The organism is Algoriphagus halophilus (assembly GCF_041729275.1).
Classification (GTDB): Bacteria; Bacteroidota; Bacteroidia; order Cytophagales; family Cyclobacteriaceae; genus Algoriphagus; species Algoriphagus halophilus_A.
Map to the genome: position 1 here is coordinate 2,169,102 of NZ_CP146486.1, position 26,232 is coordinate 2,195,333.

Sequence of the window (26,232 nt, forward strand, 5' to 3'; positions counted from 1 at the left end):
CTTTTTTCAAAATTCATCATTAAAAAGTTACTTATCCAAAATACCCAAAGTTTCCATAGGGCTTGTAAATCGCACTTCGTAATTCGTCAATACTCAAGAATTCCTTCAGTGATAAATTGGGATGCTCCTTCAGCACTACAATGAAGCACGATCCTAAAGGTAGTTCCAACCCCCACCTCTGAGTGTTTAACAAAAATCTTACCCCCATGGTAACCTTCAATAATTCTTTTGGCCAAGGTCAAACCTAAGCCCCACCCTCTTTGTCGTGTAGAAAAGCCTGGGTTGAAAACCTTTTTGTACATTTTTTTATCCATGCCTTTTCCGGTATCGGTGATATCAATAATCACAAACTTCTCCGAATCCTGAATCACATCAATGGTGATGGAGCCTTTTCCTTTCATGGCATCTACTGCATTTTTACAGATATTTTCCACCACCCATTCAAATAGGGGCTTATTCATCATCGCTTCTAAATCTCTGGTATCGGAATTGATGATCAGATCAACTTTTGTGGAAATCCTTGGCCTTAAATAATTAACCGTTTCCTCTAGACTATAGTACAAGTTGCCTGGTTGAATCACAGGTTTACTACCAATACTACTAAACCGCTCAGTCACCATCCTCAACTTCACCACATCTTTATCCATTTCTGTAATGATTTCCTTATTCTCCTCCCAGACTGGTGAGTTCCGCAAATAATCGATCCAAGCCATTAAAGATGCGATTGGAGTCCCCAACTGATGGGCTGTTTCTTTGGTCAAGCCAGCCCATACCCGGTTTTGTTCAGAAATTTTACTTTGGTTGAATAGGGTATAGGCCAGCACCCCAAAAAGTAAAATGACTGCTAACTGTACATAGGGGTAATATTTTAGATTAGTCAGGAGCTCCGAGTTTCTATAATAGACGAGAATGTCCGCTTCCTGAAGCAGAATAGGTTCGTATTCCGCTTGCATTTCCACCAATTCCAATTCCAGGGTTTTGACAGAATCAGCACTTGTCGCTTTGGCTTTAAAAGGAATATTTCTAAACTCAATCGGTTCGCCTGCCGCATCTACCATAATGATGGGAATGGAATAATTTTGCTGAATAATTTCCTGATTGATAAAGGTCAGGTTCTCCACATTGGTTGCTGCGTATTCAAGAGCAGAAGACAGTAATTCTATTTGTCTTCTTTCTCGTTCTCTCAACTCCGCTACCAGCACATTGGTATAAAAAATAGAACCTCCACCAATGATGATAGAAACAGCAATTACCAGCCATTTGACTTGTTTCCTGTTTTTATAGAGGTCTAGTGTGGTAAGATCTTGAAAACGATTTTTCATGAATGCAAATAAGTACTTAAAGGTACAAACTGAAGAATCCGATAGATCGTATAACTTCCCTATAGAAATTATCAGTTGGCTTTTCCTTTAGCCCGATCGTAAATTTATACTTTAATAAATCAGAGAAAAACAAAGTAATAAATATGAAAACGAACGAGATCGGATTAGAGGTAAAAGAAAGTCAAATCCTGGTAGAAAAGCTAAATGAATTATTAGCAAACTATCAGGTCTATTATCAAAATCTAAGAAATTTCCACTGGAATGTTTCTGGACCAAACTTCTTCGAACTTCATGCGAAATTCGAAGAACTATATAACGAGGCTAATACAAGTATTGATGAAGTAGCTGAAAGAATTCTTACCCTTGGAGCGAGACCTTTGTCTTCTTTTGAGGAATATATTGAGACTTCAAAAATCAAAGAAGCAAAAGAGGTAAAGGATCCTACCGTGATGGTAGAAACTGTCAAAGGCAATCTTCAAACCTTGCTCCAAGTTGAAAGAGAGACCCTAGAAGCTTCAACTAGCTCCAACGATGAGGGAACTTCTTCTTTGATGAGTGATTACATTACTTCCAAAGAAAAGGTAATCTGGATGCTTTCAGCTTACTTAAAATAAAAAACGAAAACACCGGGTAATTGCCCGGTGTTTTCGTTTGGTTCTTTTATTGGCTTGTTCTAATCCATTTCCAGAGCAATTTATAAGAAGGCTTTGTACCATGCATCAAAATTCCAATTCTATATATTTTTCCTGCCATCCAGGTTGTAAATAAAAACCCTCCTATCAGCAGTCCCATGGAGAGCGCTAAATCTGTCCAAGGCACCCCATAACTCACTCTTCCCATCATGGCGATTGGGGAGGTTAAAGGTATCACAGACAACCAAAAGGAAGCTGAACTATCTGGATCATTCAAGACAAACACAAATAATCCCATATAAGCAGCAATCAATGGAATGGTCACCGGAAACATAAATTGCTGAGCTTCTGAGGGTGCCTCCACGGCAGAACCAATGGCGGCAAACAACGCACCATATAATAGGTATCCACCCAGAAAATAAAACAGAAAACTCAATACCAATCCTAAAAAGTCAATCCCTGAAAGCACTTGCATAATCTCAGCCACGTCGCTACTGGGAGCCATTGTGGATGCGAGTTCTGGGTTAGCCATCTCCAAAGCTGCTTGCTGAGGCATTTGCATTCCCAAATACCCCATGACTATCGTAGATAGGGTTCCGATTAATACTACCCAAATTAAAAATTGAGTCAAACCTACTGCACCGATCCCAACGATTTTACCAAGCATGAGTTGAAATGGTTTTAAGGAAGAAACCAAAATTTCTACGATTCGACTGGACTTTTCTTCTATCACTCCCTGCATGATTTGATTACCATACACAAAAATGAAAATATAAATAAGGATACCTGTTAGAAAGCCAAGTGCGTAATTGACGGTCGCATCATTGACGGTTTCTTCACCTTGCTCGTTTAGTGTAATAGATCGTATTCTTACTTTGGTTCGTACTTCATTAATCACCTTAGGATCAATACCACTTTCAAACAGTCTTTGTTCCTCTATTTTCTTTCTCAGGTTATTTTCTAAATAGGAAATCAAACTCATACTAGGATTGTCTTCTCCGTAAAAGACAATCCCTTCCGGATCTTTCAAATCAAACTTGGGGATATATAAAAAACCATATCGATCACCCTCCTGAACCATTTGTTTAGCTTCTTCCCTGCCAATGTCTGAAAATGAAAATGCATATTGTTCAGAACTTTCCAGGAAAAACATCTTATTCTCATCCACCACCTCGATAATTCTCAATGATTGAGAATCCTCTTCCCCAAAGAAATCCAGACAAATATTCCCATAATTGCCGGAAAGATTAAGGGGTAATCAAAGTGGCAAGCAAAAATGATTTTTCTTGACTCTTGCTAAATATTCACGTTGGATGACCAACCAGATTTTATCCATTTTGAGTTGCCTTTACTTGATGAATAAAAATCTCCTCCATACTTGGAACGACTTCTTGAAATTGTCTTACTTCTCCATATTGCATCAGCTCACTCAATAGTTCATTCGGAGTTTTCCCACTAAGGGGAAGGGTGAAGTTATAAATCCCATCTTCTTCCTTGATAATCCATTCATGCGGAAGTAGGTCTTTCAAATCAGCTAAGGAAATACTATATACTTCAGGTCTAAAACTTTTTTTGACTTCGCGTATGGTTCCATCTAAAATCTTTCTGGAACGATTGATCATGGCCACTTGATCACAAAGCAATTCTACGGATTCCATTCGATGAGTACTTAAAATAACCGTAGTACCTTTTTCCTTAAGTTCCAAAATTTCATTTTTAATCAATTCTGCATTCACAGGATCGAAGCCGGAAAATGGTTCATCTAAGATCAACAAAGGGGGTTCATGTATAATGGTAGAAATGAATTGGACTTTTTGGGCCATGCCTTTTGAAAGGTCTTCAATTTTTTTCTCTCGCCAACTACTAATATCCAGCTTCTCTAACCAATAATTTATTCTGTCTTTGGCTTGGGAATGACTCAGTGCCTTCAATCTGGCAAAATACATCAGCTGGTCCCAAACCTTCATTTTTTTATAAAGCCCCCTTTCCTCTGGCAAATAACCAATTTTGGCAACATGAGAAGGATTTAATAACTCTCCACCGATCCAAATATCGCCGGAATCTCCTTCAATGATTTGGTTGATGATTCTAATCAAGGTGGTTTTCCCAGCTCCATTCGGTCCCAAAAGGCCAAAAATCACGCCTTTGGAAACAGTTAGGTCTATATCCCTAAGGGCAACATTGGTACCGTAAGATTTATTGAGGTTCTTTATTTGAAGCATATAGCCAAAAATACTTTTCTATTCTATCGTTAAAGACCCAACTGCAACATCGAGAATAAGTTCAAGCAATCTTGGATCTGACTCCTTAAAGCCTTTGGTAATATAGGTGTGTTTATCGATAGATTTAAGATATTTTGGAAGAGTGGTTCTGCACATCGCGGTTGTTTTCATCCGGATTTTGATCGGATAAGAATCGTCAGGTAAATTTAATCTTAGAGAACCTGCTCCAACAGCAGCAATTACCTGACACTTATTGGGCATTGCATCGGAAAAGTTTAAATCGAGTGAACCATAATTCACTTCAAAAATCATCTTGGAGGCATTCGAAAAATTTACATCATCCAATTCAATAGTACCCATATTCAAAGTAACCAATAGGGTATCCATTTGAACCTGGTTAGGATCCTTTGAACCATAATGAATCAAAACATCTGCACTGGCACTATGCACTTTCAGTTTACTTACTGGGAGCTGCGCTAAGTCAATTTCAGTTTTGCCCATGCCGAGGTTAAATTCCAGATTGTACAGAAAGTTGGACGCCAACCCTAAATCCCATGTATGATCAAAATCTGAACTATTTCCAGAAAATAATTTGGAAGTAATACTTTTTCCGAGGTTATCCGCCTCCACATTTTTATGGACTAAAGAAGATTCAAGAATATTATTCTTGATTTCGTAAGAAAACACTGGAAGGATATTCGTCTGTTCAAGATGACCATGGATATATAGAGGCTCCATGGACCTTACCCTCTTCACAAGTGTTGTACTTTTATAAGAGGAAAAGTTTAAATGGACCATATCATAGCCCTTTTTCTCACTAATCTTGAATTCTTTAACTAGCTGTGCCCAACTCACACCTACACTTCCAATGATTCCCAGAAACAGCAGACACAATTTTCTAAGCATACCGATAGGTTACGAGGCGACTTTAAAAGGTTCTTTAAAAATATAAAAAAAGCCAGAATTGCTTCTGGCTAATTGAATTTTTAGAAAAACTCTTTCATTTTATCGAAAAAGTTTTGTCTGATTTCCCTGGGTCAGGCCTGAAATTTTCCGAATACCTAAGGTTTTCCAAAGATTGTTTTTCCTCTTTGGATAACTGGGTCGGAGTCCAAACATTCACCATGATCAATTGATCCCCTTTACTATACCCATTGATATCTTTGATTCCTTTCCCTTTCAAACGAAGCATTTTTCCGCTCTGAGTTCCAGGTTCTATTTTGATCTTTACTTTACCGTCTATGGTAGGAACTTCTAAAGAAGCGCCCAATGCCGCATCGATAAAGGAAACATATAAGTCGAAAATAACATTATTACCATCTCTTTGAAGAACTTGATCTTCAATCTCCTCAATAACAATCAATAAGTCTCCAGCGATTCCTCCTGGTGTTTCATTTCCTTTGCCAGACATGCTAAGCTGCATCCCTTCTGCAACACCACCTGGTATGTTGATAGAAATCACTTCTTCTTTGACAATCAAACCTCTTGCATCAGCATCAGCAGGCTTCTTATCAACGATCTGCCCACTTCCACCGCAGACATTACAATTGCTTGCCGAAACCATCTGGCCCAGCATGGTATTGACTACTTTTTTGATTTGTCCTGTACCTTGACAGGTAGAACAATTTTTAAAAGTAACGCCAGGCGCTACGACATGTCTTTTAACTTTAATTTTTTTCTCGACACCATTTGCTACCTCGGCAAGATTCAATTTTAATTTAACACGAAGATTTGTGCCCTTTTTGGTTCTGCGACCTCCGCCGCCTCCTGCTCCACCAAAGAAGGATCCGAAACCTCCACCTCCAAAAATATCGCCGAATTGAGAGAATATATCATCCATATTCATACCTCCGCCATAGCCGCCATTACCAGAAACGCCTTGATGACCGAATTGGTCATAGCGCTGACGTTTATCCTGATTGCTTAAGACTTCATAAGCTTCAGCAGCCTCTTTAAACTTTTCTTCCGCTTCTGGATTGTCCGGGTTTTTATCCGGGTGATATTTAATTGCAAGTTTTCGATATGCCTTTTTAATCTCATCAGAAGATGCAGACTTAGACACTCCTAATACCTCGTAATAATCTCTTTTTGCCATATTTTCTTTATGCTCCGGTTACCACTTTGGCAAATCGTACGACTTTATCACCAAGTGTATATCCTTTTTCAACTACATCAATTACTTTACCTCTTAAATCTTCGGTAGGTGCTGGTATCTGGGTTATTGCTTCTTGGGTATCTGCATCAAAAGGCTTACCAACCAAATCTTCCATTGGCTTCAATCCTTTGCTTTCCAAAATTCTCATCAATTTTTGATAGATCAAGAAGTTACCTTCGTTTTCCTTAGAAATCTCTTCTTGATTACCTGAAACTTTCAAAGATCTTTCAAAATCATCCACTACAGGAATCAAATCCCTTAGCACCTCCTCAGATGCGGTAGTAATTAATTCCAATCTCTCTTTTGAAGTTCTTTTTCTAAAGTTCTCAAAATCAGAATATAACCTTAAATATTTATCTTTCAATTCAGCAACTTCTGCAGTTAATTTCTCTTCAACGGAAACGACCTCTTCTTTACCCAAATTCTCTGAACTTCCTTGCTCCTCAGGAGATTCTTTCACTAATTGCTCCTCTGCCTGGTCCATTTCTTTATCTTCGTGTTCTTTATTTTTCATTTTAAAATTCGCAATAGTTGATACCTGCCATTTAACAATATTATTGCCATCCTATTCAAACTGACAATCTGACATTTTAATCCTTATGGATGGCCTGCCAAATCATGTCTTTTAGCTTATCTAAGTTGTATTGACTGACAGAAGAAATAAAAACAGAGGGAATTCCTTCTGGCAAATCTTCCTCCATTTCTTTCATTAACTCCTCATCTAGCATATCTACTTTGGAAACTGCCAGCAACCTCTGTTTGTCCAATAGCTCAGGATTGTACTTTTCCAGTTCATTCAATAAAATGGAATACTGTTCTTTAATGCTTGGAGCATCTGCAGGAACCATAAAGAGTAAAATGGAATTTCGCTCAATATGTCTCAAAAACCGGATACCAAGCCCTCTTCCTTCAGCAGCTCCTTCAATGATCCCAGGAATATCAGCCATCACAAATGATTTATCATCCCTATACCCTACTACTCCTAAATTCGGAACAAGTGTAGTAAAAGGATAATCCCCAATTTCTGGCTTCGCTGCAGAAATAGATGAAAGTAACGTGCTTTTTCCAGCATTAGGAAATCCTACCAAACCAACATCGGCAAGCAGTTTAAGTTCCAAAATTATCCACTCCTCAATCCCTTCTTCACCTGGCTGGGCATAATGAGGTGCTTGATTGGTAGAGCTTTTAAAGTGATCATTACCTAACCCTCCTCTTCCTCCTCTCGTCAAAATCACTTCTTGACCATCCTCGGTAATTTCGAATCTTTTTTCCCCTGTTTCAGCATCTTTGGCGACTGTACCCAAAGGAACATCGAGAATCATATCTTTTCCATCAGCTCCTGACCTTCTACCTCCTTCGCCTGCTTTACCTGACTCGGCAATCACATGTTTTTTATATTTCAAGTGAAGCAAAGTCCAATGCTGGGAATTCCCCTAAGGATAATATGTCCACCTCTTCCTCCATCGCCTCCGTCAGGACCACCTTTTGGCACATGCTTCTCCCTACGGAAATGAAGTGAACCTGCCCCTCCAGCACCTGATCGGGAACAAAACTTTACGTAGTCTATGAAATTTGAATCTGCCATTGTTTAAAATAAAAAGGCTAAGCATTGAAGCTTAGCCAAATGTGGATTGCAAAATTAGGAAAATTAAGCCAATCAGTAGCTATCTATCACGGAAGTGATTTGATTGAAGATTTCGCTGATCTCTCCTACTCCATTGATTTTCTGAAACTTTCCTTGCTTCTCATAATAAGATGCTACTGGAAGAGTTTCATTCATATATACTTGAATCCTCGTCGTAATCTTTTCGTCATCTTGATCATCTGCTCGATTAGATGTCTTTCCTCTTTCTTTAATTCGCTCTCTAAGAATATCCTGAGGAACATCTAAAGCGATCATTCCTGAGATTTCCAACTCATGCTTGGCCAGCATTTTATCCAAAGCCTCAGCTTGAGCGGTAGTTCTAGGAAATCCATCAAAAATAAAACCCTGGGAATCTTTAGTCTCACTGATTTTCTCTTCTACCATCTTAATAACCACCTCATCTGGAACCAAATGTCCCTCATTCATATATTTCTTTGCAAGAAGACCAAGCTCTGTTCCCTCACCTAAGTGTTTTCGGAACAAGTCTCCCGTTGAAAGATGGGTCAGTCCATATTTTTGGATTAATTTTTCACTTTGAGTGCCTTTGCCCGCACCTGGAGGGCCAAATAAAACGATATTATACATTCCTGATCTTATTAATTAAGGAGTATCAAGTTGATAGATTTCCTTTAAATTTCTACCTAAACCATCATAATCAAGGCCATAGCCGACGACAAATTTATTGGGAATTTCAAAACAGACATAATCAATCGGATAATTAAACCGAAAAGCTTCTGGTTTAAACAGCAAAGTCACCAAGGAAACACTTGCTGGATTTAAGGCATAAATCTGCTTTAACATGTGATCCATGCTGATTCCAGTGTCAATTATATCCTCGACGATAATGACATTTTTATTTTCTAAATTTTCTTGAATACCTAAAAGACCGGTTACTTTTTCTGAACTTTTAGTCCCTTGATAGGAACTTATTTTAACAAATGTGCAGGGAACTGGGAGTTCTATACTTCGACAGAGATCTGCCATAAACATAAAAGACCCATTCAGTACTCCCAACAAAACCACGTCTTTTCCTGAAAAATCCTGTGTGATCTGAGCCCCAACTTGGGTAATCTTTTGCTTTAATTGCTTCTCATTAATAAAAGGAACAAATGCTTTGTCTTTTATTTTTATAGTCATGAATCTTGATTTAAAGTTTCTCCATTAAAATTTTATATAGTTCTATCATCGAATTCAAGTCCGACAGTGATACTTTTTCGTTGGGTGAATGAACTTGATCTTCTGGGGCGCCAATAAAACACCAATCTATTGCGTAGGGAGAGTGTTGTATTTCTCTTCCATCACTTCCCCCATAATTCTCCACCTCTAGTTGAAATGGCACCTGACTTTCTTTCGCGATTGAAATAATTTTTTCTAAAAATTTCCTTCTAGGAATAAATTTATCGCGAATGGAAATAGCTACTCCTTCATGATGCTTTACACCTTCTGTCACCCAGGTGATATCTGATATCAAAGCTTGTTTAATAGGAGAGTTATCCTGAATAAATTTCAATAAAAAGGGCATACTTCCTCCCCCATGTTCTTCATAAGTAGAAAACACAACCCAACCATTTTCAAGTGTTTCGCACAACTTGAGTGCATTATAGACACCCAACCTATTATCTAAATATGCTGCTTCAATAAATTCAGAATCGATTCGAATATTCTGTTCAAATGAAAGGCGAGTACCAGGCTCAATTCCCCTAGGAAAATCATGGAATAGCCCCTCTTCATCTCCTTGAAGTCTGCATCTAATGGCTCCCAAACTATCCTCACCTACTAACCATGTCCCAGGAATTATTTCAGGACCCCCAACCGGAATCAATTGATTATCGTACCTTGACATAAAACCAATAGTATCGATATGGGCAAAAACAGCAGTCCTTGGATTGCCGAATTTCAAGAGTAAACAGTCATGAAAATCTTCGCCGAAAAATATTTTTGGCGAAACATTCCATATTTTCTTTTGTTTTTCGACATATTTGTATAAGAATTGAGATGTTGCGGACTCATCTCCAGAAACACCTTTCAATTCTAATAATTCATTTAATATTTTCATTTTGGCATTAAATATGTGCTGTAATTGTCAATAGACTGTAAAAATGTTAGGAATTATTTGATCAGTGGAATTGTGAATTAAATAATTCATCTAGATTTGCAGTAAGTTAAAAGTTTATAAATTTGTAATCACATCAATCAAACACTTAAAATTTGAACAAAAATTTTTTGTTATGAAAAAACTAATACTCTCAACACTTATGGCTGGAGCTTTGGCATTCAGCGCCAATGCTCAGAAGGAATTCGACAAATGGTCATTGGAAGTTAATGGCGGCTTTAATAAGCCTATGGCGCCTCTTTCTCCAGGGTTTCTTTCCCCAACCCTAAATCTTGGTCATGTTGATTTCGGAGCTCGTTACATGTTTAATGAGAAATTCGGTCTTAAGCTTGATTATGGTTTTGGTTCTATGAAAGAGGTTAAAGATGAATCTCCATCTTTCAACACTAAATATTACAGATTGGACCTTCAAGGAGTAGTGAACCTTGGTAGAGTAATGAACTTTGAATCATTCACTAGATCTTTTGGATTATTATTTCACGGTGGAGCGGGTATTGGTAACGTCAACCCTGATGAAAATACTTATAGTGATTTCACTGATGATGTTTACAATTTCATCTTCGGTGTTACTCCTCAGTTTAAGTTAGGTAATGGTGTAGCATTAGTTGCTGATATCAGTACAATCCTTAATGGTCGTCAGACTGTTACTTGGGATGGTGATGGTGCTTTAAGACCAGCAATTGATAATGGTTTTTATGGAACTAACGGAACGTGGTGGACTGGTACTTTAGGTCTTCAGTTCTACTTGGGCTCTGCTGAGCAACATGCGGACTGGTATATCGCTGCTGATAAATATGCTACTAAAGAAGAATTGGCATCTCAAATCAACGGAATCAAAGATATGTTGAAGGATTCTGACGGTGATGGTATCCCTGATTACTTAGATAAAGAACCAAATACTCCAGCTGGAGCAAGAGTTGATTCTCATGGTACTACCATGGATTCTGACGGTGATGGTACTCCTGATCACATGGATAAGTGTCCATTCCTTCCAGGTCCAGCATCTACCAACGGATGCCCTGTTGAAGAAGTAGTTGAAGAAGTTGATTACTTGCAGAAAGCTATCAATGATGGGTATGTAAATGTTTACTATGCATTTGATAGCGCTAAACCACTTGGATATTCTACTAGCTCTGCTAATTATGTAGCTAACTTTATGAAAAAGAATCCAGGTGTAAGTGTTGAAATCAAAGGATATGCTGATGAATTAGGCCCTGAAGATTACAACATGAAGCTTTCTGAAAGAAGAGCTAAAGCTGTTTACGACTTACTAATCGCTTCTGGAATCGATGCTTCAAGACTTTCTTACAAAGGCTATGGAGAAGATACTAGCGTTGACAAGTCTTCTGCTGACGCAAGACAAATGGCAAGAAGAGCAAGCTTCGAAGTGAAGTAAGCTTCATTCAAATAAAATTTAAAAGCCCGGATGATCCGGGCTTTTTTTTGCCAAAAATATTTATCAAGAATGGTATGATTTTTTCTACTTTTGTCGCACACCCTAAAAATTACACCTTCATGAAAAAATATCTATTGGCTTTCATCCTGTTTAGCCTTGGATTTTCTGCGTTTTCGCAATCAGAATTTAACAAATGGTCTTTTGAAACAAACTTTGGTTTCAACAAGCCTATGTCTCCGCTTACGCCTGGATTCTACAGTCCAACTTTAAATATTGGCCATATTGATTTTGGAGCCCGGTATATGATAAATGAAAAATTTGGCTTTAAAGGCGATATAGGCTTTGGCTCATTTAATGAGGTGAAAAATGAAAGTCCTGAATTCAAAACCAATTATTTGAGAGCCGATGTACAAGGCGTGGTGAATTGGGGAAGGATTTTGAATTTTGAAGCCTTTTCTAGAAGGATTGGCTTATTGGGGCACTTAGGAGCTGGATTTGGGAGAATGAGTTTTACCGAGACGGTTTTAAACCAGGTTCCTGAATATCAATACAATATCATTGCTGGAATTAAACCCCTATTTAAACTAAGTAATCGAATTGCACTTACAGGCGATGTATCGGTTATCTATAATGGTAGACAGACCTACACCTTTGATGGAAATGCTTATAATTCCAAAGTTCAGCCTGATGATTTAACTCAAAATCCATTTGTTCATGCACCTGGAACTTGGTGGACTGGTACATTGGGGATTAATGTTTATTTGGGTTCTGCAGAGGAGCACGCAGATTGGTTTATTGCGGCAGATAAATATGCTACAAAAGAGGAACTTGCCACTCAAATCAATGGAATCAAAGACATGTTAAAAGATTCTGATGGAGACGGAATTCCTGATTACTTGGATAAAGAATCTAATACACCCGCCGAAGCACGAGTTGATTTTCACGGAGTAACTTTGGATTCTGATGGAGACGGTACTCCTGACCATCTAGACAAATGTCCTTTTTTACCTGGTCCTGCTTCAACAAATGGATGCCCGGTGGAAGAGGTAGTTGATCAAGTGGATTACCTTCAGAAAGCCGTCAATGATGGATATGTAAACGTTTATTTTGCTTTTGATAGCTCGACGCCTCTTGCCTATTCTATTTCCGCAGCGAATTATGTAGCAAATTTCTTAAAGAAAAACCCAGGGGTTTCTCTTGAGGTGAAAGGATATGCAGATGAATTAGGTCCTGAGAATTATAATATCAAACTTTCTGAAAAAGAGCAAAAAGCGTCTATAACATTCTTATTTCAGCTGGAATTGATGCAAGCCGACTATCCTACAAGGGATATGGAGAAGATACTAGTGTAGACAAATCTTCCGCTGATGCAAGGCAAATGGCCAGAAGAGTAAGATTTGAAATAAAGTAAGTCTTCAAACTTGATAAAGCCCGGTTTCAAAAGAGCCGGGTTTTATTTTATCTTCGTAACATGTTTATACTTTCTAAAACGCCTTCAGTTGCAAATCATTTCATCAATGAGCTTCGTGATATCGAAATTCAAAAGGATAGAATGCGATTTAGAAAAACTGGAACGCTTAGGAGAAATACTTGCCTATGAAATCTCCAAAGAATTAGAATTCAATGAAATTGAAGTAAAAACCCCTTTGGATGTCGCTCCATCTAAAAAAATCATCTCTGAGTTGGTTATCATTACGATATTAAGAGCCTCACTTCCTTTTTACCAAGGTTTTTTAAATTACTTTGATCAGGCAGAAAGTGGGTTTATCGGAGCATTTCGTGAGGAGGAACAGGAAAATGGAGAAATAAAAATCAATCTCGGATATCAAGCAAGTCCCTCTTTAGAAGGTAAGGAAATAATCATAGCAGACCCTATGCTCGCCACTGGAAAGTCATTTATTAAAACAATCAATGCATTATTGGTTCATGGGAAACCAAAAAAATACACATTGCAGCTGCCTTCGCAGCCCCAGAGGGAATCGAGCACATTCAAAATAACCTAAAAGAAGTCCCATACTCCTTTTGGCTGGGAGTTCTTGACCAAAAACTAAACCATTTATCTTATATCGTTCCTGGTTTAGGTGATGCTGGGGATTTAGCATTTGGACCGAAACTTTAAATTCTATGATGGATTACATTCTTTTGGGTCTTGGCCTGGTTATTTTATTATATGGTGGTAAAATTCTAGTAGATGGAGCTGCGGCCATTGCTGTTAAGCTTGGTATGAGTGCCGGGTTGATCGGTCTTACCATTGTTGCTTTTGGGACCTCTGCCCCAGAACTTTTGGTCAGTGTCAATGCAGCTTTGAAAGGGAATGGCGACATCTCTATAGGAAATGTAGTTGGCTCCAATATCGCGAACATCGGCATGGTACTAGGTCTCAGTGGGTTATTTTACCCAATATTAATTCGTAAAAGCACCCTAAGATTTGATTACCTCATTACTGTCTTAGTCACTTTACTTTTCTATGCCTTAAGCTATAATGGTGAAATAGGCTTATGGGAAGGAATCGTCATGTTTTCTTTATTTATAGGATTCAATATCTATTTATTTAGAAATAGTGGCCAAGGAGGCTTGACGGACAGTACAGAAGGGGAAGAGGAAATTGAACAGGTAAAAGGTTATAGCTGGTTTTTAGCCATCACTTTATTTTTAGGGGGCATCGTCGGTTTGTATTTTGGGTCAGAATTATTGGTAAACAATGCAGTAAAAATCTCTCGGGAATTTGGCATATCCGAAAGAGTAATCAGCGTAACAATTATTGCTATTGGCACAAGCTTACCTGAATTGATTACCTCCATTATGGCCGCCTTATCCAAGAAAACAGATATGGCAATTGGAAATATCCTAGGAAGTAATATCATGAATATTCTTTCCATTTTAGGCATTACCGCCATCATTAAACCCATTGCAATTTCGGATGATTTTTTAAGTTCCGATTATCTTTGGATGATAGGTTTTACCTTGATCCTTTTCCCTTTAATCAGAACTAAAATGAAAATTTCCTTTATCGAAGGAGCTATTCTATTCCTAGGTTATGGTACTTATATGTATTTCTTGTTAAGAGTAATATGAGTGACTCTTTGATCACCTTTCTGGGAATCTACTTTTTAAGTCTTTTCAAGTTCATCGCTGGTCCTGTGCTCGGATCGGCAGCTGGATATGGAGTTATAGAATCCATTTTTGTAACCGTGGCAGGAATGATGACAAGTGTGTTTCTTTTCACTTTGGTTGGAAATAAGTTCAAAAAATATTTAAAACTCCGCTTTAACAAAAAGAAACCCATTTTCTCCAAAAAAACAGAACACTTGTAAAGGTCTGGAAAAAATATGGAGAGATAGGAATTGCTATCATAACCCCCTTAGTCTTGACCCCGATTGGAGGCACCTTAATCATGGTTTCGTTTGGGGCAAAAAAAGGCATATTTATCTAAATATGCTTTTAAGTAGTCTCTTTTGGGCAACTGTTTTTTGTTTAAGTATTGATCAATTATTGAACATACCTTTCTTTCATAAATTACTCGAGTAATTCATCATCAGGCAAGATCTCAATGTCTTGAATCAAAACCCTTTTGGATATTTCTTGCCCCGTTAGGGTGGCCGCTAAACCTCCTAGAGCTGTTTCTTTATACCTACTTTCCATAGAGGCACCTATTTCTCCCATAGCATCAATACATTCATCTACGGGTATTACAGAACTCACATCTGCGATGGCAATCTGGGTAGAACTGAAGGCAATTGAAGCGGCGCTTGCATTTCTCACTACACAGGGAACTTCCACTAAGCCAGCAACAGGGTCACAAACTAGTCCCAGCATACATTGAATCGTGATGGCTACAGCGTTAAAAACCTGATCAGTAGTTCCTCCTAGACAATAAACCATGGCTCCCGCTGCCATTGCAGCTGCAGATCCAGTTTCGGCTTGACATCCACCAACAGCTCCAGCTAAGCTTGCCTTTTCCTCAATGATTAAACCGATTCCTGCGCTTACGAGTAAACCCTCTACTAATTGCTCGTCTTCTAAACCATGGATCTCTTGTAATGTCACCAAAGTACCAGGTAAAATCCCTGAAGCTCCCGCGGTAGGTGCAGCAACCACCCTACCCATACAGGAATTTACTTCCTTGGCAGCCAAAGCCCGAGAAATCAATTTTTGAAATTCGGGGAAAAGACTTTCAAAGGGTGATTAAATACTTTCTTTGCACCATTGTTAATCATGCCAGACCTTGAAGTCATCTCCTCTTCCAAACCAGTCCTTACAGCATCTTTCATTACCTGATAAGCCTTCAGAATTCCCGATTTGATTTGCTGGGATTCGGCATTTTTCTGCTCTACTTCGTATTCAATCACTGAATCGTGTAGAGAAACATTTTTTTCTTCACAGTAGGATTTCCAACCCTTGAATGATTCAAAAAGGTAACACATACTAATGTTGTTAAATTTCTAAAATAGTTTTTGCCTGCTTAGAAATTGAAATTTATGGTCTGTTTTATGCCAGGATCTAAACTCAAAGCTACAGGGCAGGTTCGAGCAGCATTTTTCAACTTTTCGATCATCACTGGGTCAGAAACCGGATTTTCCCAATGAAAATCAATTATTATTTCCTGAATTTTTCTTGGAGAGGCACTCATAATTTTTGTCACCTCCCATGTTAATCCATCCAATTCCACATTTTCCCGGTTTGCTACAATACCCATAATCGTCACCATACAACTCCCTAAAGCACTAGATACCAAGTCGGTAGGAGAAAACTTCTCCCTTTCCCATTATTATCAACGGGAGCGTCCGTCATTAAGGTTGTCCCAGATTGAAGATGCTCTGAATTAGTTCTCAAATTTCCTAAATACGAACTTTTTATAGTTGGCATAAACTCTTACTTTTAAAATCAGTTTAAATAATTGTAACCACAAAATAGGGCAATATTTTCGACCTTTTCGAATGACCAAGCTGAAATTACTTCTTCCGCTCCTTTTCATTTTTGTTGCGATAGACACTTTCGCTCAAAGAGATGATATTGGTAATTATGAATATGACAAAGAATACCTCTTTGGAGTAAACAAGAACACCAATGGTGGGCTTATTGGAGGGTTTGTATTCAAAGTTGGAACAAGAATTACCGACGAACAATTCAGCTTCTGGTCGATTGAATTATCAAATGTAAAAAATCCAAAAGAAGTCCGTTACAACACGGTTTTGGGAAATAGTTACATTTTTGGAAAATCAAACTACCTCTATGCTATTCGTCCACAATATGGTCGAGAAATAGTTTTATTTAAAAAAGCCCCTAATCAGGGGGTACAGGTTTCTGCACTTGCAGCTTTTGGGCCTTCACTTGGCTTAATTGCCCCCTATTATATTGAATATGCTCTAAACAGGGTAGAAACAGTATCCGAACAATATGACCCTGAAGTACATCAAAGTAGATTTAATATTTTGGGAACAGGGAGATTATTTCAAGGGATTGGCCAATCAGAATTAGCAATTGGAGCTAATGTAAAAGCTGCTTTTAACTTCGAATTCGGGGTTTTTAGAAGTAATGTTACCGGATTGGAACTAGGATACATGCTTGAAGGGTTTACCAAGGAAATACCTTTAATTCCAACAGCAGAAAACAGGCAACTCTTCCAATCTGTTTATTTCACCTTTTATTACGGGTTTAGGAAGTAATACAAATTGGGTTTTACGACCTACTGCTGTAACTTTGCAAAAAATCACAATTCCATGATCGAATTACCTGTTATTTCCGAAGAGGCAACTCGCAGAAAAAAACCTGATTGGTTGAGAGTAAAGCTTCCTATTGGGAAAGAATATGCCAAAGTAAGAAAACTTGTAGACGAACATAAACTTCATACAATTTGTGAAAGTGGTAACTGTCCAAACATGGGAGAGTGTTGGGGAGCAGGGACCGCTACGTTTATGATCTTGGGTAATGTTTGTACCAGGTCATGTTCTTTCTGTGCTGTAGCCACAGGTAGACCACCGGAATACGATACAGATGAACCAAGAAGAGTGGCAGAAGCCATTAAATTGATGGGAGTTAAGCATGCAGTAATTACTTCTGTCAATAGAGATGAATTGAAAGATAAAGGAGCTGAGATATGGTACCAAACGGTAGTTCAGACCAAGGAACTTTCCCCTTCCACTACCATAGAGACACTTATTCCAGATGTAAAATCTAATTGGGATGCCTTGTATCGAATGATTGACGGTGGCCAAGAAGTAGTTTCTCACAATATGGAAACAGTGGGCAGTCTTTATAGAAGAGTACGTCCTCAAGCAAAATATGACCGTTCCTTGGAGCAAATCAAACTCACTAAAGAGTATGGGAAAAGGACAAAGACTGGGATTATGCTAGGATTAGGAGAGACGAAAGAAGAAGTATTTAAAGCAATGGATGATTTAGCAGCACATGGTTGCGATATCCTGACATTAGGACAATACCTTCAACCTACAAAAATGCATATTGAAGTGGCTGAATTTATTCATCCGGACATGTTTGATATGTACAGAGAGGAAGGTTTAAAAAGAGGACTGAAATATGTAGAATCAGGACCTTTGGTACGATCATCCTATCATGCAGAAAGACATGTAAACGTTTAAATTTCTTCAAAACGAATTAATTAAGGCACATTTTCAATAATGTGCTTTTTTTTTGCCTATATTTTTAAACTAAAACTTTAAAATTATTTTTATGCAAGTAATTAAAAAAATCGGGATTGGCTCCGCTGCTAGAATTTATGGACTGACTTTAGCTGGGATCGGCGCTATTATTGGAATTCCTTACGGGCTTTTTGTATTGGCTTTTATAGGAACAGAAGCTGCAGGGCTACCTTTTGGAAGTGGTTTTATCATTATTATTATCCTTGGCATCCCTATCTTTTATGGAATAATTGGTTTTCTCTTTGGGGCCCTTTTTGCTTGGATGTATAACCTCGTTGCCAGCAAAGTAGGAGGCCTCGAAATTGAATTGAGTGAACAAAAACCATTAACAGCTGAATAACAAAAAAAGGCTGCCAAGGGCAGCCTTTTCTTTAACTATTAAGTTTTGAACTTATGCTAGTTCGGACTCTTCACTTGCATATTCTTCCACAGGAATACAACTACAAACGAGGTTTCTATCACCATAGGCAGAGTCAATTCTTCTAACGGTAGGCCAAAATTTATTTTCCTTCACATAATCAATTGGGAATACGGCTTTCTCCCTTGTATAAGGAAAGTCCCATTCTCCTACTAATACCATATTGGCTGTATGAGGAGCGTTTTTCAGCACGTTATTTACCCTATCCGCTTTACCCTCTTCGATCTCCTTAATTTCAGCTCTAATAGAAATCAAAGCATTACAGAATCTATCCAACTCTGCTTTGGTCTCTGATTCAGTTGGCTCAATCATCAAGGTTCCTGCTACAGGGAAGGATACAGTTGGTGCGTGGAACCCGTAGTCCATCAATCTCTTAGCAATATCCTCAACTTCTACTCCAACTTCCTTAAATGCTCTACAGTCAACAATCATTTCGTGCGCCGCTCTACCTTTTGTTCCTGTATATAGGATTGGGTAATGACCGCTCAATCTTTCTTTGATATAGTTTGCATTCAAGATTGCCATTTTGGTAGCATTGGTCAAACCATCTCCACCCATCATTGCGATGTAGGCATAAGAAATTGGAAGTATGCTGGCACTTCCATAAGGAGCAGCAGAAATAGATGAAACAGCATCTTTTCCTCCTGTTTTTACCAATGGGTTTCCCGGTAAGAAAGGAACTAAATGACTAGCTACACAGATAGGCCCCATACCAGGTCCTCCTCCTCCATGAGGAATACAGAATGTTTTGTGTAGGTTCAAATGACAAACATCTGCCCCAATGTTTCCTGGACTCGTTAATCCTACCTGAGCATTCATATTGGCTCCATCCATGTATACTTGACCCCCATTATCGTGGATGGTAGCACAAATTTCTCTAATGGCTTCTTCAAATACTCCGTGAGTTGATGGGTAAGTAACCATCAAACAAGCAAGATCATTTGAGTGAGTTTCAGCTTTTGCTTTTAGATCCTCAAGATCTATATTTCCTTTTTCATCACACTTCACTAATACAACTTTCATTCCGGCCATCACAGCAGAGGCAGGATTAGTTCCATGAGCTGAGGTTGGAATTAATGCAATGTTTCTATGTGCCTCACCTCTATTTTGATGATATGCTCTGATCACCATCAACCCTGCAAATTCTCCTTGCGCTCCTGAGTTTGGTTGAAGGGAAGTTCCAGCAAAACCGGTAATTTCAGACAGCCATCTTTCCAAGTTGGCAAATAATTCTTGGTAACCTGCTGTTTGTGCCATTGGAGTGAATGGGTGCATCTGACCAAATTCAGGCCAAGTTACAGGAATCATCTCCGCTGTAGCATTCAGTTTCATGGTACAAGATCCCAAAGAAATCATGGAGTGAACCAAAGACAGATCTTTGTTTTCCAAACGCTTGATATAGCGTAGCATTTCGTGCTCGGAGTGGTAACTATTGAACACTGGATGGGTCAAGTACTCTGATTTTCTAGTCAAACTTTCAGAGAATTCGACTTCAAGGCTATCAGATTTTTCTTTTAACGAAACAGGATCTTTTCCTGCCGCAGAGGCAAATACATTAATTACCTCTTGTGCATCTCTCAATGATTTTGTCTCATCAAAAGCAATATAAACCACATCCTTGGCATATCTGAAGTTCATACCTGCTCCCACTGCAATCGCAGAAAAATGAGCTTGGTCATGAGAGCTTAGTGTTACTTTAATGGTATCAAAAAACTCATTTTCACTCACTTCAAATCCTAGCTCCTTTAATCCATTTGCAGTAAGTTTTGCAAGACCATGAGTCCTCAATGCAATATTCTGAAGCCCTTTTGGACCGTGATAAACTGCATAAAAGCTTGACATCACAGCAAGCAATACCTGTGCAGTACAAATATTGGAAGTTGCCTTTTCTCTTTTAATATGTTGCTCTCTCGTCTGGAGCGCCATTCTATATGCTTTGTTACCAGCTCTATCCAAAGAAACCCCTATGATTCTACCAGGAATCTGTCTTTTGAACTCTTCTTTTGTAGCGAAGAAGGCAGAATGCGGTCCACCATAGCCCATTGGAACGCCAAATCTTTGGGCAGTTCCTACCACCACATCTGCTCCCATTTCTCCCGGAGGGGTTAAAATGGTCAACGCTAATAAATCTGCAGCAAAAGCAGTATGGACTTTATTTTCTTTAGCAGCAGCTACAATTGCGCTATAATCTCTAACTACACCATCAGAATCAGGGTATTGGAATAAAACTCCAAATAATTCTGGATCAGTAACGTCTAATTCTTCAACAGAGCCATAGACGATTTCAATCCCAATTGGCTCAGCTCTTGTCTCAAGAACCGCTTTCGTCTGAGGAAACACATTTTCATCAACAAAGAACTTCGCAGCAGTTTTTTCTCTCTTCCTTTAACCGCAAACAACATCCCCATGGCTTCAGCGGCTGCAGTACCTTCATCCAATAAAGAGGCATTTGCCAATTCCATACCTGTCAATTCCATCACTACGGTCTGGAAATTAATCAGCGCCTCTAATCTACCTTGTGCAATCTCTGCTTGATAGGGCGTATAGGCAGTATACCATCCTGGATTTTCCAGCACATTTCTCAAAATCACATTTGGCACAAAAGTGTCATAGTATCCTAAACCAATGAAGGATTTCAGGACTTTGTTTTTGGAAGCAAGCTTTTTGAATTCAACCAAGAAATCTGTCTCTAACTGAGCAGATGGAAGATTAAGCGGCTTCTCTAACTGGATGGATTTTGGAACAGTCTCGTCGATTAACTCTTCTATTGAGGAAGCTCCGACTTTTTCTAACATCTCGGCGATCTCTGCGTCAGTAGGACCGTTATGCCTGTTTTCGAATTTTACTGCGTTTGAAAGATTGATCTTCATAAAGAACGTAGGGAAGAATGAATATTTGGGTTAAAACATGCCCTTGTTTTTCAAAGTGCAAAGGTACAATTTATTGACAGATAAAGCTTTTTAGATTTTCAATATTTTATCAAGCTTTTAACTCTTATTTACAGACGGTTGTTTGTAGGGTTAAAAAAATATCTAGTTTTGGGCCGGAAAATACTTTAACAAAGGATTTGATGCTGATTTTCAGCTTATTTTTGAAATTTCACGTATCAAAAAAGTTTTACATAAAACCCTAATTATAATCAAGATGAATAAAAGCTTGTTATTGACAGGCGCTTTAGCTCTTGGGCTTTCGCTTCCGTCTTTGGCACAAACACCTGCTCAGGTGAAATATGCCAACACCATCACCGTTGCCGATCTTACCAAAAACTTGACTTACCTCGCTTCTGATGAGATGAAGGGCAGAGACACTGGTTCAGAGGAACAAAAAATGGCAGCAGAATACATTGTTAATTTTTACAAAAATCTAGGATTGACTGGTCCAGTTGATGGCGGTTACCTTCAAAAAGTAGAATTGGTCAGTACTTCCTTTGAAGATGTATCCTTGAAAATCGGTAAAAATAAATTAGTCAATAACGAAGACTTTGTTTTTACTGGCGATGGTGACATGAAGAAATCAGCCAAATCTGAGTTAGTCTTTCTTGGATTAGTGTCTGATGAAAATTTAGCAAAAGTAGACGTTACTGATAAATTAGTAGGTATTTGGGCTGTAGGTGTACGCTCCAATGACTTAGTCAAAAAAGTAATGGATGCTGGTGCAGCAGGAATTGTGATCGTATCCATGGAAGGTCAGGCCAACTTTGATCGTATCGCCAATAGATACAAAACACTAGCAGGAAAAGGAAGAATTGGGTTTCCTAAAGAAGTAGAGCAAAGACCAATATTTATGGTAAGTTCTGACAAAATGGGAGAGTTATTCGATACTTCTGTAGAAGAATTGAAAGAAGCTGCTAAATCCAATCCTGAGTCCATCAAGGCTCAAAAGCCAGCTACCAAATCAAAAAGAAAGTAGAAGATGTGGAGTCTTCCAATATCCTAGCTTTCTTGGAAGGAACTGACAAAAAAGATGAAATCGTTGTAATTTCTTCTCACTACGACCATGTAGGGGTTAGCAGTACAGGAGAAGTCTTCAACGGTGCAGATGATGATGGCTCTGGAACTGTTTCTGTTATGGAAATTGCTGAAGCATTTGCAACTGCTGCAAAAGATGGTATCAAACCAAGAAGATCTATCTTATTCTTGAACGTGACTGGAGAAGAAAAAGGACTTTTGGGTTCTGAATACTATTCCGAAAACCCAGTTCTTCCATTGGAAAACACTATAGTAGATATCAATATCGATATGGTAGGTAGAATTGATTACGAATACCAAGATGCAGAAAACAAAGATTTCGTATATGTAATTGGCTCGGAGATGTTATCTACAGATCTGAAAAAATCTTGGAATACAACAACATCACGTACAGCAATTTGATCTTGGATTACAGATACGATGCTGAAGACGATCCAAACAGATTCTACTACAGATCAGACCACTACAACTTTGCGAAGCACAATATACCTGTTGCTTTTTCTTCAACGGTGTTCATGATGATTATCACCAAGTGACTGACACAGTGGATAAAATCGAATTCCCATTGATGGCCAAAAGAGCGAAACTGATTTTCTATACAGCTTGGGATCTTGCCAATAGAGAAAATAAAATTCGTGTAGACGGCACCAATACAAGAACCGACAGATAAAACATGAAGCCCCGGGATTATTTTCCGGGGCTTTTTCATTACTTCCCTTTATTTCGTTGATTTTTTTGTTTCAACTGATTTCTATTCTTTTTCGCCTTCGAATTTTTGTTGCCCCGTTTCTTCTCCTCTTTTGCTTTTTCAGTAAATGGATTCGCTTTTTTCTTTCCTTCTTTTCATGGAATGCCCCCTTGTAATTTGGATCATCCCGTTGTTTCAAACGATCAAGCTCTCTTGCATAAGCTTGCTTCTCTTCAAACGGCGTGTTGGTGATGTCTACTCCTGAAGGGATTGGTGACTCTTCCACTTTCATTCGAATGATTTCTTCAATCCGTTCAAAATGGTACTCTTCTGCAGGATTTACGAAAGTAATGGCCTTGCCCTCCTGCTCAGCTCTACCCGTCCTTCCAATACGGTGAACATAGTCTTCATAGATCAATGGCACATCGAAATTAATCACATGAGAGACCATACTAATATCTAGACCACGAGAGGCCACGTCTGTTGCCACCAAAATCCGAACCTCTCCACCCTTGAAGTCTTCCATGGAATTAATTCGTGTGTTTTGCCCTTTATTCGCATGAATAACTCGGATTTCTCCAAAATGCCTACGATCCAAGAAATGGAAGACTTCTTCGGCATTCTTTCTTGATCTGGTAAAAATAATTGCCCTGGTCACCGTTTCTTCTTCCAAAAGCTTCGCCAAGAGATTGATCTTTGTCTTGATATTTGGGACATGGTATTTGACCTGACCAATTGTCTCAGCAGTAGTGGCTTGTGGAGTTACTTCTACTCGCTCGGGGAATTCCAAAAACTCATGGGCCAACTTCTCAATTCTACCTCCAAAGGTTGCCGAAAAAAGAAGATTCTGCCTTTTGACAGGAATCACTTCCAAAATAGACCGAATCTGGGGCATAAAACCCATATCCATCATTTTATCTGCCTCATCCAGTACCATGGTTTTAAGATCCTTGGTATAGAGTTCATTCTTCCTATAAATATCCAAGAATCTTCCTGGAGTAGAAATTATGATATCTATCCCAGCTTTGATGGTTTCGATTTGAGTTTTAGGCCCCAAACCTCCATACAAACACACAAGACGGAGGTCAGTATACTTCGCCAGATCCTTTACCACAGACTCAATTTGCATCACCAATTCTCTAGTAGGAGCTAAAATCAGCGCTCTTGGGTGCATTCCCTGTGCATATTTTACTTTCATTAATATAGGAAGCACATAGGCTGCCGTTTTGCCGGTTCCCGTTTGAGCTATCCCCAAAACATCATGTCCAGCCAAGGCAAGGGGAATGGATTTCTCCTGAATGAGGGTTGGATGAGTGTATCCAGCCTCAGCAATTGCGTCTAATAATTGACGATTTAGCTTAAATGCTTCAAAACCTAAGGCCTCATTGCTCATGATTCGCTAATTTTATGGTATAATTTGTAAATGAATCTGATAAATCGATGAAAAGTATATTAATCACAGGCGCAAATATAGTCAATGAAGGCCGGATAAGTCCGGGTGATGTTTTAGTAATGAATGGAAGAATCGCCAAAATTGGGTCAGATTTAAGCTCTGAGGCCGCTGACACACATATTGATGCGAGAGGAAAATATTTACTTCCAGGATTAATTGATGATCAGGTTCACTTTAGGGAGCCCGGACTGACCCATAAAGCGGAAATATATACGGAAGCAAAAGCGGGAGTTGCTGGTGGAACCACTACCTATATGGAAATGCCCAATACCATCCCTCAATCCACCACGATCGAACTTTTGGAAGAAAAATACAAAAGAGCATCAGAAGTTTCCTTGGCGAATTATTCCTTTTTTTCGGAGCCACCAATGATAACCTGGAAGAGATACTAAAAGTTGACCCTTCCAATGTCTGCGGTGTAAAAGTTTTTCAAGGTTCCTCTACAGGCAATATGTTGGTCGACAATCCACATGTACTCGAAAAGATTTTTGAGAAATGTAAAACCTTGATTGCGATTCATAGCGAAAATGACAATATCATTAAGGCTAACCTGGAATCTTTTAAAGAAATTTACGGGGATGATATCCCTGTCAAATTCCATCCAAAAATCAGATCCGAGGAAGCTTGTTACGATGCTTCTAGCAGAGCCGTGGCAATGGCCAAAAAATACGGTACTAAACTCCATATACTTCATATTAGTACTGCCAAGGAACTTGAACTCTTTGATAATTCCATTCCATTAAAAGATAAAAAAATCACTTCTGAAGCATGTATTCATCACATGTGGTTTTCCGAAAAGGATTATGAAGAAAAGGGTAACCTGATCAAGTGGAATCCTGCTGTAAAAACTGCTAAAGACAGGGAGGCAATATTCAATGCTGTTTTAGATGGAACCATTGACGTGATCGCTACTGATCATGCCCCTCATACTTTGGAAGAAAAAGCACAACCATATACCAAAGCACCTTCTGGCGGACCATTAAATCAACACAGTCTAGTTGCCATGTTGGATTTTTACCATCAGGGTAAAATCAGTTTGGAAATGATTGTCCAGAAAATGTGTCACAATCTGGCCATTCTTTTTGAAATCAAGGATAGGGGATATATCCGGGAAGGTTATTTCGCCGATCTAGTATTAGTGGATTTAAATGCCCCTTGGACCGTTGAAAAAAGCAACATTCTTTCCAAATGTGGCTGGTCTCCATTTGAGGGACATACCTTTAAATCTAAAGTGACCCATACGATCGTTTCTGGACACTTGGCGTACGAAGAAGGAACATTCCATGAAGAGAAAAAAGGTGAGCGAATAAGTTTTTTAAGAAATTATTAACTGTAACCTTGCACTGGAATATCTTAATAATTACTTTTGCAGACCATTTGGAAGACAAGTCTCTCAAATGAAAAATGGTGATTGTAGCTCAGCTGGTTAGAGCGCTGGTTTGTGGCACCAGAGGTCGCCGGTTCGAACCCGGTCTTTCACCCCAAAACCCCTCATATCGAGGGGTTTTCTTGTTTTAAGAAGCTCTAACTGGCATAACATTTGTCTGTTCGACATTAAACT

Annotated in this window: 15 protein-coding genes, 1 tRNA gene and 10 pseudogenes; 12 read left to right on the top strand and 14 right to left on the bottom strand. The window is 38.8% G+C overall.

The window, feature by feature from the left end:
• Window positions 1–86 precede the first annotated feature (86 nt).
• Window positions 87–1,322, bottom strand: coding sequence for a sensor histidine kinase (locus tag V8V91_RS11615; RefSeq protein ID WP_373400193.1), 1,236 nt, complete (start codon window positions 1,320–1,322; stop codon window positions 87–89).
• Between the two features lie 143 nt (window positions 1,323–1,465).
• Here V8V91_RS11615 and V8V91_RS11620 point away from each other — a divergent pair, with 143 nt between their 5' ends.
• Window positions 1,466–1,936 (top strand): Dps family protein, encoded by a 471-nt coding sequence (locus V8V91_RS11620; RefSeq protein ID WP_373400196.1) that lies wholly within the window; start codon window positions 1,466–1,468, stop codon window positions 1,934–1,936.
• Window positions 1,937–1,982: 46 nt separating this feature from the next.
• Here the strand turns inward: V8V91_RS11620 and V8V91_RS11625 are convergent.
• The 9 genes and pseudogenes from V8V91_RS11625 to V8V91_RS11665 form a co-directional block, all read right to left on the bottom strand.
• Window positions 1,983–3,290: pseudogene (locus V8V91_RS11625) on the bottom strand (ABC transporter permease).
• A complete protein-coding gene (locus tag V8V91_RS11630) occupies window positions 3,283–4,176 on the bottom strand; it encodes an ABC transporter ATP-binding protein (protein ID WP_373400197.1) in 894 nt (297 codons plus the stop codon). Before V8V91_RS11630 ends, V8V91_RS11625 begins: the two are co-directional and overlap by 8 nt.
• A gap of 18 nt (window positions 4,177–4,194) precedes the next feature.
• Window positions 4,195–5,082, bottom strand: a complete 888-nt coding sequence (locus V8V91_RS11635; RefSeq protein ID WP_373400198.1) for a hypothetical protein — start codon at window positions 5,080–5,082, stop codon at window positions 4,195–4,197.
• 80 nt (window positions 5,083–5,162) lie between these two features.
• Window positions 5,163–6,271, bottom strand: a pseudogene (gene dnaJ / locus V8V91_RS11640) (molecular chaperone DnaJ).
• A gap of 7 nt (window positions 6,272–6,278) precedes the next feature.
• Window positions 6,279–6,845, bottom strand: coding sequence for a nucleotide exchange factor GrpE (locus V8V91_RS11645; protein ID WP_373400200.1), 567 nt, complete (start codon window positions 6,843–6,845; stop codon window positions 6,279–6,281).
• A 76-nt stretch (window positions 6,846–6,921) separates the two neighbouring features.
• Window positions 6,922–7,916, bottom strand: a pseudogene (obgE, locus tag V8V91_RS11650) (GTPase ObgE).
• A 72-nt stretch (window positions 7,917–7,988) separates the two neighbouring features.
• A complete protein-coding gene (locus V8V91_RS11655; protein ID WP_373400202.1) occupies window positions 7,989–8,561 on the bottom strand; it encodes an adenylate kinase in 573 nt (190 codons plus the stop codon).
• A 15-nt stretch (window positions 8,562–8,576) separates the two neighbouring features.
• Complete coding sequence (gene hpt, locus V8V91_RS11660) at window positions 8,577–9,113, bottom strand: hypoxanthine phosphoribosyltransferase (protein ID WP_373400204.1); 537 nt, start codon at window positions 9,111–9,113, stop codon at window positions 8,577–8,579.
• A 10-nt stretch (window positions 9,114–9,123) separates the two neighbouring features.
• Complete coding sequence (locus V8V91_RS11665) at window positions 9,124–10,032, bottom strand: M20/M25/M40 family metallo-hydrolase (RefSeq protein ID WP_373400205.1); 909 nt, start codon at window positions 10,030–10,032, stop codon at window positions 9,124–9,126.
• A gap of 172 nt (window positions 10,033–10,204) precedes the next feature.
• On the opposite strand from V8V91_RS11665, the gene V8V91_RS11670 reads away from it, so the two are divergent.
• From V8V91_RS11670 to V8V91_RS11690, 5 genes and pseudogenes are all read left to right on the top strand, one after another.
• Window positions 10,205–11,485: an OmpA family protein gene (locus V8V91_RS11670; protein WP_373400207.1), complete on the top strand. Its 1,281-nt coding sequence runs from the start codon at window positions 10,205–10,207 to the stop codon at window positions 11,483–11,485.
• 119 nt (window positions 11,486–11,604) lie between these two features.
• Window positions 11,605–12,837: an OmpA family protein gene (locus V8V91_RS11675; protein WP_373400209.1), complete on the top strand. Its 1,233-nt coding sequence runs from the start codon at window positions 11,605–11,607 to the stop codon at window positions 12,835–12,837.
• A 119-nt stretch (window positions 12,838–12,956) separates the two neighbouring features.
• Window positions 12,957–13,604, top strand: a pseudogene (upp, locus tag V8V91_RS11680) (uracil phosphoribosyltransferase).
• Window positions 13,605–13,612: 8 nt separating this feature from the next.
• A complete protein-coding gene (locus tag V8V91_RS11685) occupies window positions 13,613–14,560 on the top strand; it encodes a calcium/sodium antiporter (RefSeq protein WP_373400669.1) in 948 nt (315 codons plus the stop codon).
• Window positions 14,557–14,799, top strand: a complete 243-nt coding sequence (locus V8V91_RS11690; RefSeq protein ID WP_373400210.1) for a hypothetical protein — start codon at window positions 14,557–14,559, stop codon at window positions 14,797–14,799. The genes V8V91_RS11685 and V8V91_RS11690 overlap by 4 nt, the downstream gene beginning before the upstream one ends.
• Window positions 14,800–15,001: 202 nt before the next feature.
• Here V8V91_RS11690 and sdaAA read toward each other — a convergent pair.
• Together sdaAA and V8V91_RS11700 are read right to left on the bottom strand one after the other, a co-directional pair.
• Window positions 15,002–15,909 (bottom strand): annotated as a pseudogene (gene sdaAA / locus V8V91_RS11695) (L-serine ammonia-lyase, iron-sulfur-dependent, subunit alpha).
• Window positions 15,910–15,947: 38 nt separating this feature from the next.
• Window positions 15,948–16,351: pseudogene (locus V8V91_RS11700) on the bottom strand (OsmC family protein).
• Between the two features lie 71 nt (window positions 16,352–16,422).
• On the opposite strand from V8V91_RS11700, the gene V8V91_RS11705 reads away from it, so the two are divergent.
• The 3 genes from V8V91_RS11705 to V8V91_RS11715 all read left to right on the top strand — a co-directional run bounded on the left by V8V91_RS11705 (window position 16,423) and on the right by V8V91_RS11715 (window position 18,484).
• A complete protein-coding gene (locus tag V8V91_RS11705; protein WP_373400212.1) occupies window positions 16,423–17,151 on the top strand; it encodes a hypothetical protein in 729 nt (242 codons plus the stop codon).
• A gap of 54 nt (window positions 17,152–17,205) precedes the next feature.
• A complete protein-coding gene (lipA, locus tag V8V91_RS11710) occupies window positions 17,206–18,084 on the top strand; it encodes a lipoyl synthase (RefSeq protein WP_074225291.1) in 879 nt (292 codons plus the stop codon).
• A gap of 91 nt (window positions 18,085–18,175) precedes the next feature.
• A complete protein-coding gene (locus V8V91_RS11715; protein ID WP_373400214.1) occupies window positions 18,176–18,484 on the top strand; it encodes a hypothetical protein in 309 nt (102 codons plus the stop codon).
• A 51-nt stretch (window positions 18,485–18,535) separates the two neighbouring features.
• Here the strand turns inward: V8V91_RS11715 and gcvP are convergent.
• Window positions 18,536–21,432: pseudogene (gene gcvP, locus V8V91_RS11720) on the bottom strand (aminomethyl-transferring glycine dehydrogenase).
• A 274-nt stretch (window positions 21,433–21,706) separates the two neighbouring features.
• Between gcvP and V8V91_RS11725 the strand changes: the two are divergent.
• Window positions 21,707–23,200: pseudogene (locus V8V91_RS11725) on the top strand (M28 family peptidase).
• 38 nt (window positions 23,201–23,238) lie between these two features.
• Here the strand turns inward: V8V91_RS11725 and V8V91_RS11730 are convergent.
• A pseudogene (locus tag V8V91_RS11730) lies at window positions 23,239–24,611 on the bottom strand (DEAD/DEAH box helicase).
• Between the two features lie 47 nt (window positions 24,612–24,658).
• On the opposite strand from V8V91_RS11730, the pseudogene V8V91_RS11735 reads away from it, so the two are divergent.
• Both V8V91_RS11735 and V8V91_RS11740 read left to right on the top strand, forming a co-directional pair.
• A pseudogene (locus tag V8V91_RS11735) lies at window positions 24,659–26,001 on the top strand (dihydroorotase).
• Between the two features lie 77 nt (window positions 26,002–26,078).
• A tRNA-His gene (locus V8V91_RS11740) sits at window positions 26,079–26,155 on the top strand.
• The last annotated feature ends 77 nt before the right edge of the window (window positions 26,156–26,232 follow it).

Excerpts from the sequence above, each read along its gene's own strand:
- V8V91_RS11615 (WP_373400193.1), bottom strand. The coding sequence starts at position 1,322 with ATGAAAAATCGTTTTCAAGATCTTACCACACTAGACCTCTATAAAAAC.
- V8V91_RS11620 (WP_373400196.1), top strand. The coding sequence starts at position 1,466 with ATGAAAACGAACGAGATCGGATTAGAGGTAAAAGAAAGTCAAATCCTG.
- V8V91_RS11630 (WP_373400197.1), bottom strand. The coding sequence starts at position 4,176 with ATGCTTCAAATAAAGAACCTCAATAAATCTTACGGTACCAATGTTGCC.
- V8V91_RS11635 (WP_373400198.1), bottom strand. The coding sequence starts at position 5,082 with ATGCTTAGAAAATTGTGTCTGCTGTTTCTGGGAATCATTGGAAGTGTA.
- V8V91_RS11645 (WP_373400200.1), bottom strand. The coding sequence starts at position 6,845 with ATGAAAAATAAAGAACACGAAGATAAAGAAATGGACCAGGCAGAGGAG.
- V8V91_RS11655 (WP_373400202.1), bottom strand. The coding sequence starts at position 8,561 with ATGTATAATATCGTTTTATTTGGCCCTCCAGGTGCGGGCAAAGGCACT.
- hpt (WP_373400204.1), bottom strand. The coding sequence starts at position 9,113 with ATGACTATAAAAATAAAAGACAAAGCATTTGTTCCTTTTATTAATGAG.
- V8V91_RS11665 (WP_373400205.1), bottom strand. The coding sequence starts at position 10,032 with ATGAAAATATTAAATGAATTATTAGAATTGAAAGGTGTTTCTGGAGAT.
- V8V91_RS11670 (WP_373400207.1), top strand. The coding sequence starts at position 10,205 with ATGAAAAAACTAATACTCTCAACACTTATGGCTGGAGCTTTGGCATTC.
- V8V91_RS11675 (WP_373400209.1), top strand. The coding sequence starts at position 11,605 with ATGAAAAAATATCTATTGGCTTTCATCCTGTTTAGCCTTGGATTTTCT.
- V8V91_RS11685 (WP_373400669.1), top strand. The coding sequence starts at position 13,613 with ATGGATTACATTCTTTTGGGTCTTGGCCTGGTTATTTTATTATATGGT.
- V8V91_RS11690 (WP_373400210.1), top strand. The coding sequence starts at position 14,557 with ATGAGTGACTCTTTGATCACCTTTCTGGGAATCTACTTTTTAAGTCTT.
- V8V91_RS11705 (WP_373400212.1), top strand. The coding sequence starts at position 16,423 with ATGACCAAGCTGAAATTACTTCTTCCGCTCCTTTTCATTTTTGTTGCG.
- lipA (WP_074225291.1), top strand. The coding sequence starts at position 17,206 with ATGATCGAATTACCTGTTATTTCCGAAGAGGCAACTCGCAGAAAAAAA.
- V8V91_RS11715 (WP_373400214.1), top strand. The coding sequence starts at position 18,176 with ATGCAAGTAATTAAAAAAATCGGGATTGGCTCCGCTGCTAGAATTTAT.